We start from the raw sequence: 12,710 nt of genomic DNA, 5'->3' as shown, positions 1-12,710 counted from the left end.
TTATGAAAACAGACTGATTGCCCTGTCACCCAGCCAGTAACCGGCTCCTATCAGGAAAAAATTCCATACAAAAATTCCAAGCGCCGAGCTCACGCTGTATTTAATAAAATTCATGCGGATCACTCCGGCCGGAATGGAGATCACGGTCCTGACCATGGGAATCAGCTTGCTGATAAAGATTCCGATGGCACCCCGCCTCTCCAGCATGGCAAAGTTCTTCTCTATGACCGGCCGCTGGGCCGGAAACTTCTTTAAATACCGTTCCAGCAGCACATGGCCGCCCAGCCTTCCCAGCCCGTACAGTATCCAGCTTCCCAGCAGTCCCGCAGCCAGCGCCAGCAGCAGCGCCATCCCAAGTCCGATCTGCCCTCTTGCGGCCCAGATCCCGGCCAGCGGCATGATAACACCGGCCGGAAAGCCGGGAAGATTTAAATATTCCAGCAGCACAATTACAAATATAAAAACTGCTCCGTACTGCAGAAAATACTGTGTCAATGCCTGTATATCCATAAAAAAACCTCCTTGATGATAGAATCATAAAGGAGGAATCTTAACACCACTTGCTGATTTCAATAAAAAAAAGAAGGATAAAAAATAAATATTATCTTAACAGAAAGAGATTTCCGATGATCTGGAAATCTCTTTCTGCCATTTGTTATCTGTTATTTGTCTTCTATTTCCACGCACCGTCTTCCGCGACCGTATACCCATCCGGTGTCACGCATCCGCTGTACATCGCTCCGTGAGGACGATAAGACGTTTCCGGTTTTTCGTAGACCCAGCGGCCATTTACCAGACTCCATCCTGGACTTCCTTCGGTCTGGGGAGCGAAGTAATACCAGAAACCGTTAATCGGATTCCAGCCTTCTGCCATGGAGCCATCCGGTTTTAAATAATACCAGAAGCCATCGGATTCGTTAAGCATCCATCCGGTTTTCATGGCTCCGCTGGAATCCAGCCAGTACCATTTTCCATTGTCTAAAAGCCATCCTGTAGTTTTTCTTCCATTGGTGTCGTAATAGTACCACACCTCGCCTGATTTCTTCCAGCCGCTGTTGAATCCAGAAGAGGAGCCTGAGCCTGAACCTGAGCTGCTGCTGCCGGATCGTTTGAACACGCCAGTCAGATGTGTATCTTCCCGAAGCACAAAGGTACAGCGGCCGTCGCTGCCGGCAGTAAGCAATTTTCCATTGGCCGACAGGCTTGCCAGACGGTAACCGCTCTGGGGAACTGCCTGCACGGTTACCTTTGTGCCCTTCTTTCCGCTCATGGGAGAGGCCGTAATCCTGCCTCCTGTCAAGTCTTCTTCGATCGACACCTGGAAGATTTCTTCTGCGGCCGTTGTCTTATCTCCTGTCAGATACACCCTGGCACTGTCCGGAAGTACAAAACAGATTCTCCCGGCTTCCTCCAGGCTGACTGACAGTGACTGTACCTCTCCGCTGCCGGTGTCTGAGTATGCACGAATGGTGTCTGTCTGTACCTCGTCCTCAGAAAACTGCATCCAGACGTTCGCAGGCGCCTTCCAGGCCACAGGGCCGCTTCTCACACCATTTTCATCTTCCAGACAGAGCTGGAACTTATACGACTGGCTCCAGTCCCTGCGCGGTCTGTCCTCAGGCCAGCCTGCATCGCTGTTTTCTGTCACTGTTAATATGACGGAATGTACCGCGGCGCGCACTCCTGCCTCCTTTTTCTCTTTGGAAGAGGCTGATGCCGTGGAATCTGCTGTTGACGGGGTTGCTGTTGATGGGGTCGCTGTTGATGGGGCCGCTGTTGATGGGGCCGCTGTTGATGGGGCCGCTGTTGATGGGGCCGCTGATTGGCGTGCGGCTCCGAACGCTTTATAACCGGCATTGGAGGCCGTAGCCTTCTTCGCCTGGGATGGGGTCGCCGGCATTAAGCTGTCATCCCACGGGACACTCAGCAGAAGTCCTGCCGCCGTAACCGGGCTTTCCATAAGCTCTGGCGTCTCAACCCTGACCTCAACGCGATTGCCGCGGGCCGCCATAACCTCTCTGTACAGTTCTTCCAAAACCAGCAGATCTTTCATGCAGTACTCTGCCAGTTCTTCGTTTGATACGCTCCAGACTGCGCTGACCGCCGTCTTCACTGCCTTTACCACATCGAAAGCTCCGTAATCACCGGCCGCCTCTGCTGTTTCCGCTGCCTGTGTAATCAGTTCCACAACGTGCTCCACGGACGGCGGTATCACGGCCGGAGTCAGCCTTACGGACGCGTAAGAGCTGGTTCCATTGGTTCCTTTCGTATGTACGACGAGCCTCACTCCGTTTTCTGTCAGCTGGACGTCCACATTTTCATCGTGTGTCAGGATTTCCTCGGCCGGGCGTTTGATATCCACAGTGATCGATCCGGAATTCTTCATGGTCGGATCAGACACAGCGATCGTCAATTTGCCGTCTTCATCCTCTTCTGTCATGACAGATGCCGCTCTGCTGGCCGCCACTGCCCCGATTTCCGCCTGTCCGTCTGTCCAGAAATTCACTCCTGTCAGAAGCCCGTCTGCCGTTGCAGCAGCCTGGATCTCCGGCGTATTTTTCAATATTGTAATTCCCGGTTCTTTTGAATAGGCTTCCGTCTCTTCGGCGCTCAGCCCAGGAAGGAGAACGTATTCATATGCATCATTCTCCGGATTGGCTCCGTGATCAAACCACATCTCCAGGTAAGTCTCCAAAGCCTCGCCTTTCGAAGTCCCGATCAGGGACCAGTCTCCCGCGTTTCTTCCCTTTCTGACGGATACCGTCTGGTCTCCTCCCGGGAAATAGTATCCGATATCGCTTCCTTCCACATTGCCTTCCAGATGGGCCCATGACACCTCGGGAATTCTGGTTCCTGAAACGTCGATGCTGCCGGCCACAATATCTTCCAGATCAGCCTCCTGAACCGGCAGGTCCTCGGCTTCTCCGTTGACCGTCAATACATTGTCTTCCTCCGGTCTCAGTCTCCGGTTCTCAATGATGCTCTCCACCGGATATGACTCTCCGGAATTGGTGATCCCTGCTCCGAGACACACGATCTGTCCGCCGAACATGAACCAGGACTTTTTAGCCGAGAACTCCGGGGCATACGGTATGGAAGGAGATCCCTCGCCCTCCTTCACCCGGACCTCTCCGGTCATGGACATACCATTGATTCCGTTCGTGCCGATCGTACTGCCGCCTACCCAGGACTCTTTCGACCGGAAATCCCCTCCCTGGGCAAAGCCGGAACTGTCAGGCTGTCCTGTGCCGATATCCTTGGAAACCACAGTCGTACCTGCCAGCCGCAGCGGATTGACCGTATTCCAGAAATTCTCTGTATACTGCAGAACGTCACGGTTGTATAAATAGGTCATCCCGCTTCCCTGGTGCCATCCGTAACGGTTTTCATGGTTCATGATCTCCGTGTTCTGAATGCGCTCGGAATACATAGACAGCGCCAGCTGGAAATCATCCGTTCTGTGAACAGCCCGGTCCATCAGCGGCATGTTTTTATGGACTGGCTGTATACTGCTTACGATGGAATCATCATCTCTGATTTCTATGGCCTTCTCTTTTACCGCCATATTCTCCGCACCGGTTAAGGTATCCAAAAAGCCCGGATCGAGATCAATCCACATCTTTAAAGCGCCCTTCAGTTCTTCTTCCACCTCCGGGGAGACAGAATTCATAAGCTGAATCATCAGAGCCATGGCTTCTCTTCCCGAATCACGGTCACTCGCCCCCGGTCTGGATACAGAACGGCCCTTCAGGCTGTCCATCATCAAACCGTTGTATATACCGTTTAAAAAACCTTCTTTCAGATAAAATTCCAGATTCTCCTGAACTTCCCTTGGAAAATCCCACGGTGATTTTGCAAGCAGCGGAGGAAGACCGACACCGCCCTTTAAGAATTCGATCCCATAGGAGCCGAGATACGGCACATGGGAGTGATCGAGGTAGGAACCGTCTGCATAGAATCCGCTGGTGTATCCCTGGTCCGCAATCTTTGTGCTGTCTTCCACCGACTGGATGACAAACGTCTCCGAGGCTGCCTTGGAAGCTAAGTAAACCAGTTCATTGTCTTCTCTTAAAACCCCCAGCCCCAGCGCGGTTCTGGAACAGTCGATGATATTGGCCCCCTGGGCTGTCCGGTATCCCTGTGCATGAGTGCTTCCGGTTCCGATCAGCCCTTCATGATAGGGATCCGGCTGGAAGAAGTAAAGTGCTTCGGTATAAAGCGCCGTTTCTTCCGGAGTCAGATCGTCATATAAGAGCACCAGTGCCGGAATCAGATCCTTCGGCAGACCGATTTCCCATGTCCACCAGTTATCGGTCTGCGTCTTCGGCGTATAACAGTTGGAACAGAGCCAGTTCAGAATATGCTTCATGTCGCTCAGCATCTGGCTGTCCTTATAATACCGGCTTCCCTTCGCCGCATAGGCGCTTGCCATGGCCAGTACCTTTTTAAATGCCGGCCTGAACTCGACCGCATCGTCCTCGTATGCTATGTCAGCATTTCCCGCTGCGCCGGCATCCTCCGGCCACGGAATATCCTGGCAGGAATCCTGTCCGCGGTATGCATACGCCTCCCAGGCCGCCATGGCCTGCCCGTCGATCGTTTCCAGAATTTCAGTACCGCCGTCCACAGCCGTTAAATCGGCTCCAATGATCGATTCCTTCCAGCGTTTGCGAATCGCAGCATAATCGGCTGAGTCCGCCTCCGGCAGATTGTCCGGATCCTCATAGAGAACGGTTACCTGCCATTTTGCGCTCGTTCCGTGTTCATCCGTCGCTACGATCGTCACGGTTCCTTTTTCCCGTGCGGTGATCATGCCGTACCCATCGGCGGCCCCACGAACGGAGGCAATGTGGCTGCCGTCTGCATCACCGGCTTTTCTGTCCCCGTCTGTCTCTCCTTCCTTTAGTTCCCGCTTGATTTTACTGCTTCCTGCATTGCGGACAAAGCTTCCATCCGGCTTCGGAATCTTTACTTCCCACCGGATCGCCCCCTGCAGGGATTCCGGCGCTTTTATTCTGCCATCCGATCCCCGGACCAGAGTAATCTCTTCGCCCGTCAATGTATCCGGAACCTTTCCCTCAATGGTTACAGTCGCCGCATTGCCCTTCATGGCCGCGGTGTCAAACTTAAGTATTACCTTTTCTCCCATAACCGCTTCCTGCAGCGCATCCGGATTCGAATTCGCTAAAATCTGTTTACCAGCGGTCTCAAGGATCACCTCCAGAATCCCATCCTGCTGTGACGGCATAACTGCCGCCGTGAGTTCGATGTTTCCTGTGGAAGAATCCTTCTTCAGTTCCAGTGCCGCAGGGTAATCCATAGTAACAGGAACGACCTGATTGTCCACCCGGACACTTCCCGGTTCCCACTTTGTAATGGCTACTGCGCCTTCCCCCACATCGGCGGCCGCCTGGACCGCAGTCGTATTGATGAGCAGTCTGGCATCCGTCTGATACAGGCTCTTGTTGGAATAATCATCCGTCGTCCCGCCGGCAACCATCGTATACTGGTACGTTTCCTGCGGTGCGAGGAACAGTTCTGCAAGCTGAGCGGCATCTGTTTCCTTTGTATTGAGCCTGTAATAAACGGATTCCTTCGTTAAATAGGACCCGCTCTCACCGTTGCCGAATACATAGGACCAGTCCAGACTGTTGGCAGCTCCTGATCCGGAAGACGCGCTGAGCCAGTTCCGCTCAGTATGGACCCCCTGGGTCACCGTGTCGATCAGCGATTCCCACAAACCGCCTTTTTTACTGGCTGCACGTACAAACCGGAATCCATTCTTCGGATTTGTCAGTGCCAGCTTCGTGGTGTCGGTAACCGGAACGGTATCCACTATCGTCACGAGCCTGCCGCTTTCTTCCTTTCGCACCTTTACGCCTGCTCCTGCACAGATGATCTCATCCTCAAACAGGAACCAGGATTTCACCCCTTCTGCTTCATTTCCCAGCCTGATCCCGGTGGCCGCGCCGCTGTTTAAGCCTGCACTCATGACTGCCTCCGGTGTTATCTGCAGCTTCCTAAAACCGCTGCTGCCGTCCCACAGCATCGTCGTCCCCGGAACCAGTGCTTCGTCCATGGTGTTCCAGGCCTGATCCGGCTGGCTGCCGTTAAACAGGGCAAGACTCCCGCCGCCTGCCGATGGATCGAGTACCGCAGCATACTGCCCTGTGTTAAACTTTGACTGTTGTTTTCCCGCCGGCAGAGTCACCGCAGCGGCCGGCGACGTCACCGCCATCTGAAATACAAGACACATACTGACGGCCTGTTTCCATTTGTTTTTACCCCTTCGTTTCACACAATCCCCTCTTTCCTTCTATAAGATAAAAAAATTATAGAAAGTTCTGATGTAAAACGAAATGGAACATTTTTATATTTCTTATAAAATTTCAGGATTTCACCCGATAATTCTATTACTATTTTCAGATTTTTATATTATTTGTATAAAAATACTATTTTTAGTTGTGTCTCATACTTATATGCGTGTTATTGTCAAATTATTCCATGTTTTATATTTTCATCGATTCAGAATTTACCGCTGCGCTTTCTTTGTTGTCCAACAGAATCACATGTTTGTCCAAAATACCAAAAGCTACCTCGTCCTGCACCTCGATCCCGGCCTTTCCATTGGTTAAATCAGTCAGCTCCGCAAGCATCCGTTCTTTCTGCTCCTCCGGGATCAGCACCGTGAGTATCACCTGGTCTGAATACTGGCTGTCCAGAATGGTAATATCCCTCTGTCCAAGCAGATACTGAAGCTTGCCGACTCCATTATAATCGGTAGTGACAGCCGTCTTTACCGCAGGCATCACCGAGAGCACGGTACTGTTTTTAAGCCCCTCCTGGACAGCGGAAGAATAGGCCCGCACCAATCCGCCGGTTCCCAGCAGGGTTCCGCCGAAGTAACGGGTAACAACAGCACAGACGTTGCATACGCCTTCGCCTTCCAGCACATCAAGCATGGGACGGCCGGCAGTCTGGGAAGGTTCTCCGTCGTCACTGCACCGCTTCTGCTCCCCATGCTCTCCGATGATCCAGGCGTAGCAGTTATGGCGCGCATCCCAATACTTTTTCCGTGTCTCTTCCAGGAACAGAAGCGCCTCCTCTTCCGTCTTGACAGGGCGCAGAGACGCAATGAATCTGGATTTCTTCTCCACAATTTCGGCGGTTCCGCCCTGGTATAATATCTTATATGGATTTCTCATAGGATTCCTCGTTTCTTTTTTCCTTTTCAGCGTATTTCTTTTTTCATAATTATAGGTAAAATTCCAGACTTAATCAAGCACGTTTTCCCCACTCTTTTTTCTGATCCACGTATAATCTTTGCAATTTCTTCCAAAACTGGTAAGTGTTGAATTGATTTTCAATCTCTGGTATAATGATTCGGTAAAGGAGGTTTCCTATGAACTATGGCAAACATGAGACGGAGAAAAAGATCAAATCCGTCAATTCAAAAGCGAAGAAATACACCAGCCGGGTTTTTCTTGCCTTTTTAAAGAGTCTGTTCGTGCTGTGCCTGTTCTGCCTGGTAGTCGCCGGGAGTATCGGATTTGGCATGGTTAAAGGAATCATAGACAATGCTCCTGACGTCGATATCGCAACCATTGTTCCAAACGAATACGCCACTACGGTGTATGACAGTGCCGGCAATGTGACCGAGACTCTCGTCACCGCCGGTTCCAACCGTGAGGAGGCAAGCTACGACGAACTGCCCAAGAACTTAATCAATGCGTTCGTAGCATATGAAGATGCAAGATTCTGGGAGCACAACGGAATTGATCTGCGCTCCATCATGCGTGCGGTAAAAGGCGTGCTGACAGGCGATTCCTCTGCCGGCGGCGGAAGTACCATCACCCAGCAGCTGATTAAAAACAGCGTTTTTGGCGGGGGAATGGAAAAAAGCTTCGGGGAACGGCTGGAACGGAAGATGCAGGAATGGTATCTGGCCGTCAAACTGGACAGCGCCATGTCAAAAGAGCAGATCATTACCAACTACTTAAACACGATCAACCTGGGAAAGAATTCTCTGGGCGTCAAGGTAGCGGCAAGGAGATATTTTAATAAAGAGGTGTCCGACTTAACGCTGTCCGAATGCGCCGTGCTCGCGGGCATCACCCAGAACCCATCAAAATTCAATCCGGTTACCGGACAGAAGGCCAACTCCGACAAGCAGAAGGTCATCCTGCAGTATATGGTGGATCAGGGCTATATCTCCAAGGAAGAGCAGGAGGAAGCGCTGGCGGACGACGTCTATTCCAGGATTCAGGATGTGGAGATCGTCACCAAAGAGACTTCCACACCTTACAGCTATTTCACGGATGAGCTGGTGGAACAGGTGCAGGATGCCATGAAGGAAAAGCTTGGCTACACCAACACCCAGGCCCACAACATGCTGTATTCCGGCGGCCTCTCCATCTATACGACACAGGACCCCACGATTCAGTCCATCGTAGATGAGGAGATCAACAACCCCGACAACTATTCGGCGGCCCGCTATTCCATCGAATACAGACTTTCCGTCACCGGGGCAGACGGTACCACCACCCACTACTCCGAAGAGAATTTGAAACGCTACCACCGTGACAACGGGGACAGCGGCTATGACGGTCTGTACGACAGCGAAGAAAAGATACAGGCCGATATAGACAATTACAAGAACAGTATTTTAAAGGAAGGCGACACTGTCATCGGTGAATCCCTTCACAAGACGCTTCAGCCTCAGGCCTCCTTCGTGATCATGGATCAGAAGACGGGGCAGGTAAAGGCCATCGCCGGAGGGCGCGGGGAAAAGACCGCGAGTCTTACCCTAAACCGTGCCAGCAACACCCTTCGTCAGCCCGGTTCCACCTTCAAGGTGCTGACTGCGTTTGCCCCCGCCATGGATACGTGCGGCGCGACGCTGGGTACTGTCTATTACGATTCGGTTTTCACGGTTGGCAAGAAGACCTTCTCCAACTGGTACAGCTCCGGTTATCAGGGCTATTCCAGCATCCGGGACGGTATCATCTATTCCATGAACGTCATTGCGGTCCGCTGTCTGATGGAGACCGTTACACCGCAGCTCGGTGTGGAATACGCGAAGAACTTCGGCATCACATCGCTGACCGATACGGACTACAACGCGGCTCTGGCCCTGGGCGGAATCACCGACGGCGTGTCCAACCTGGAGATGACGGCGGCCTATGCCACTATCGCCAACGGCGGCGTCTACACAAAGCCGGTGTTCTTTACGAAGATTATTGATCACGACGGCAAGGTGCTGATCGACAACACGCCTGAGACCCACCGCGTGTTAAAAGATTCCACGGCGTTCCTGTTGACGGATGCCATGGCGGATTCCATGGAAAGCAGCCGAAAGTTTGCCCGTCCGGGTGCCGGCCCCAGCTCCACCAGCTCGTCGGCCAATATTCCCGGCATGTCCAACGCCGGTAAGAGCGGAACGACTACTTCCAACAATGATATCTGGTTCGTCGGATATACTCCGTACTACACCGCCGGAATCTGGGGCGGTTGTGACAGCAACCAGAAGCTGACCAAGCAAAACGGCGGAACGACCTTCCATAAGGCCATCTGGAAAAAGATTATGACCCGTGTTCACGAAGGAATGTCCGATCCCGGATTTACGGTTCCGGACAGCGTGGAGACCGCACAGATCTGCCGTAAATCCGGCAAACTCCCCGTCTCCGGTGTCTGCACCAACGACCCGAGGGGCAACGCGGTATACACGGAATATTTCGCCAAGGGAACTGTTCCCACGGACGTGTGCAACAATCACGTGCGCGCCACGGTATGCGCGGAATCCCACTGTCTGCCCACCCCATTCTGTCCGGAACGGACGACCGCCGTATTCATGGCGCTGCCGGCCGGCGAAGAAGGTACCACGGACGATTCCGTATTTGCAATGCCGGGCTACTGCCCGATCCACACCGAGGCGTCTGTCATTATCCCGCCTACGGATGACACCGGACTGCCGGAGACGGTAGCTCCGGGAACACTGCCTTACGGACCCGGCTATGTGTCGCCAAACACACAGACCAGTCCGGCACCTACTACGGGATCTCCGATGCAGGTGAGTCCGGGGGCGCAGTAAGTACTTTTATACAACAAAAAACACTGGAGACTATCAGTCCGAATCCCGGCTGTTCTCCAGTGTTTTTTATTTTCTTGTTCAAGTGCGATTTAAAACCGCTCTTTTGTCCAGATTAAAATAGACTTTCTTATTTCAGATTCTTAGATGTTTAGATGTGTCCGATTCCGGTTCTGTTTCTGATTCCGTTCCTGTTTTCAGATTCAGATTTACCCTTAGAGACAGATACAGAATCTAACTGTAATTCTCATAAAACCTTGGAAATACGTTGTTTTTAGCTTGTTTCGTCCTTTTTTCTTCCCTTTTTCACACTTAGAGCGATTGACTGGAATAGGGACAGATACGGAAACAGAGCCGGCAGGATCTTAAATCCTGTCGGCTCTGCCTGCTTCTTACTTTATTCTTTTTTCATCTGGACAATCTGTCCAATTTGTGCGGGATTGGAATATTTCTTCAAAATTCATCGCCTATTTCATCTTCGGCTTAAAAATCACCGACCCCAGATACCCAAAGATCAGCGCTCCCGAGATCCCCACCGCACTGGCGGTGAAGCCGCCTTCAAAGATTCCCAGAAGTCCATCCTCTCCCATGCTCTTCCACACGCCCTTCCAGAGCGTGTTTCCGAAGCCGAGCAGTGGTACTGTGGCTCCGGCGCCTGCCCAGTCCGCAAACGGCTGATAGAGGCCCAGAGCGCCAAGAATTGTTCCGCTCACCACCAGCAGCACCATGATCCGGCCCGGCATCAGCTTTGTGTTGTCCATCAGGATCTGAACCAGGGCGCAGATTACTCCGCCTACAAGAAATGCTTTTACAAATTCCATCGTTATCTCCTTTCTGCCAAAGGCCTGTTTTAACCGATATGCTCCAGCATAACTGCGTGTGCAATACCCGGAATCGGCTGTCCCTCGTTAAAGCTGACCGTGGAAAGCAGCGCTCCCGTTGGTACAAACAGCACCCGTTTCCAGGTTCCATCTTTAATCTTTGGAAGAATGTAGGAACACAGTGTGGCCGCCGAACAGCCGCATCCGCTTCCGCCCGCATGGGTGTCCTGGGTCTCCTGATCGTAGATTTCGATTCCGCAGTCCGTATGGATTTCCTCCAGCAAGTGGTCCTTATTCTTCATAAAATCGAGGAGAATGGTGCGTCCGATTTCTCCCAAATCCCCTGTGATGATCTTGTCATAGTACGATTCATCCACACCAAAGTCTTCAAAGTTCTGCTCGATGGTATGGAACGCCGCCGGCGCCATTGCAGCTCCCATGTTCATGGAATCCTTATATCCCATGTCCACCATTCGGCCCGTGGTAATGCCTGTGATAGCCGCAATGCCCTCGTTTTTATGCTTCGATACCACGACGGCTCCGCAGCCTGTCACCGTCCATGTAGCTGAAAATGGCCGCTGGTTCCCGTAGGCCAGTGGAAAACGGAACTGCTTTTCCGCTGTCGCAAAGTGGCTGGAGGCCATTGCGATGATCTTGTCCGCGTATCCGGCGGCTACGGTCATTGCGCCCAGGTTCAGGGCCTCGCCCATGGTGGAACACGCTCCATAAAGTCCGAACAGCGGGATTTCCAAATCCACCGTTCCGAAGGAGGTGGCGATCAGCTGTCCCAGCAAATCTCCGGCAAACAGATACCGGATATCCTTTTTCCGGATATCTCCCTTTTCAATGGCCAGATCTGCCGTCTGCTTCTGCAGCGCGCTCTCCGCCTGCTCCCAGGTGTCCGCACCAAACATGTCGTCCTGCTCCACCACATCGAACAGCTTTCCCAGAGGACCTTCTCCCTCCTTCTTTCCTACGATGGAGGCCATGCTTTCTATGACCGGAGGTTCCTCAAATTTGATACTCGCTTTTCCTATCTGCATTCTGTCATTCACTCCATTTCTCTGTAAACCGTATTTTTCAAAAAAGAGTACTGCTTCCCGGACTCCTGCACCGGAGCGCGGCCGCTTAAACGGCCATATTTCCTCAGCGCGGCAGTACGCTGTTTCTCTCTTCCCTGCTACTTTCTCCATTTTCCTTTTTTTCTATTCATCCGCCGCAAATCATTCACCATAAACCAGTCATAAAAAGCCGGCTGTCTCACTTCACTCGCTCCAAAAGAAAATGCCCCGGCGGGACCGCCGGGACAGAGACTGCTGATAACGAAGCCGCTTTCGCTTACAAGACTAAAAAATGCCCACCCACCGGCCGATCCAATAGAGGATGCCGAGGACCCAGCTGCTTAGGATTCCGTACAAGATAACAGGTCCTGCAATGGTAAATATCTTGCAGCCGATACCGAATACCTGGCCTTCTGCCTTGAATTCCACGGCAGGTGCCACCACCGAGTTGGCAAAGCCCGTGATCGGGACGAGGGCGCCTGCGCCGCCGAATTTCACGATCTTCGGGTAAATGTTAAGCCCCGTTAAAATAACGCTTCCCGCGATTAAGACCAGGAGCGTCCAGGAGGCCGCGGTATCCTTGTCCATCCCGCTGTTCATGAACCAGGTGCTCACCAATTGTCCAATGGTGCAGATAGCGCCTCCCACAAGGAAAGCCTTCACGATACTCAGCCATTTGTTGTGGACCGGTGTGACCTCTTTTACATAGGCATCGTATGCCTGTTTGTTAATCTCCATATT

General features: G+C 52.3%; 7 protein-coding genes. 1 reads left to right on the top strand and 6 read right to left on the bottom strand.

Translation table 11 applies throughout. The features are described 5' to 3' along the window. The 3 genes from H8S80_RS03340 to H8S80_RS03330 form a co-directional block, all read right to left on the bottom strand. Nucleotides 1-510 (bottom strand): DedA family protein, encoded by a 510-nt coding sequence (locus H8S80_RS03340; protein WP_110324804.1) that lies wholly within the window; start codon nucleotides 508-510, stop codon nucleotides 1-3. 163 nt (nucleotides 511-673) lie between these two features. After that, a complete protein-coding gene (locus tag H8S80_RS03335) occupies nucleotides 674-6,298 on the bottom strand; it encodes a polysaccharide lyase family 8 super-sandwich domain-containing protein (RefSeq protein ID WP_243007799.1) in 5,625 nt (1,874 codons plus the stop codon). A 211-nt stretch (nucleotides 6,299-6,509) separates the two neighbouring features. Beyond that, a complete protein-coding gene (locus H8S80_RS03330) occupies nucleotides 6,510-7,205 on the bottom strand; it encodes a YigZ family protein (RefSeq protein ID WP_117630229.1) in 696 nt (231 codons plus the stop codon). Between the two features lie 197 nt (nucleotides 7,206-7,402). Between H8S80_RS03330 and H8S80_RS03325 the strand changes: the two genes are divergently transcribed. Next, nucleotides 7,403-10,090, top strand: a complete 2,688-nt coding sequence (locus H8S80_RS03325) for a transglycosylase domain-containing protein (protein WP_002600318.1) — start codon at nucleotides 7,403-7,405, stop codon at nucleotides 10,088-10,090. 464 nt (nucleotides 10,091-10,554) lie between these two features. Here H8S80_RS03325 and spoVAE read toward each other — a convergent pair whose 3' ends face one another. The 3 genes from spoVAE to H8S80_RS03310 all read right to left on the bottom strand — a co-directional run bounded on the left by spoVAE (nucleotide 10,555) and on the right by H8S80_RS03310 (nucleotide 12,707). Continuing rightward, nucleotides 10,555-10,908 (bottom strand): stage V sporulation protein AE, encoded by a 354-nt coding sequence (gene spoVAE / locus H8S80_RS03320; RefSeq protein WP_002600319.1) that lies wholly within the window; start codon nucleotides 10,906-10,908, stop codon nucleotides 10,555-10,557. Nucleotides 10,909-10,937: 29 nt separating this feature from the next. Next, nucleotides 10,938-11,951, bottom strand: a complete 1,014-nt coding sequence (spoVAD, locus tag H8S80_RS03315) for a stage V sporulation protein AD (protein ID WP_117630501.1) — start codon at nucleotides 11,949-11,951, stop codon at nucleotides 10,938-10,940. 303 nt (nucleotides 11,952-12,254) lie between these two features. Next, nucleotides 12,255-12,707, bottom strand: a complete 453-nt coding sequence (locus tag H8S80_RS03310; RefSeq protein WP_002600321.1) for a SpoVA/SpoVAEb family sporulation membrane protein — start codon at nucleotides 12,705-12,707, stop codon at nucleotides 12,255-12,257. Nucleotides 12,708-12,710: the final 3 nt, after the last annotated feature.

It is taken from the genome of Hungatella sp. L36, assembly GCF_014288035.1.
The sequence above is the reverse complement of the archived record's forward strand: the minus strand, read 5'-3'. Positions and strand labels throughout refer to the sequence as shown.

What these genes read in the sequence shown, in the direction of transcription:
- spoVAD (WP_117630501.1), bottom strand. Translation starts at nt 11,951, where the DNA reads ATGCAGATAGGAAAAGCGAGTATCAAATTTGAGGAACCTCCGGTCATA.
- H8S80_RS03330 (WP_117630229.1), bottom strand. Translation starts at nt 7,205, where the DNA reads ATGAGAAATCCATATAAGATATTATACCAGGGCGGAACCGCCGAAATT.
- H8S80_RS03310 (WP_002600321.1), bottom strand. Translation starts at nt 12,707, where the DNA reads ATGGAGATTAACAAACAGGCATACGATGCCTATGTAAAAGAGGTCACA.
- spoVAE (WP_002600319.1), bottom strand. Translation starts at nt 10,908, where the DNA reads ATGGAATTTGTAAAAGCATTTCTTGTAGGCGGAGTAATCTGCGCCCTG.
- H8S80_RS03340 (WP_110324804.1), bottom strand. Translation starts at nt 510, where the DNA reads ATGGATATACAGGCATTGACACAGTATTTTCTGCAGTACGGAGCAGTT.
- H8S80_RS03325 (WP_002600318.1), top strand. Translation starts at nt 7,403, where the DNA reads ATGAACTATGGCAAACATGAGACGGAGAAAAAGATCAAATCCGTCAAT.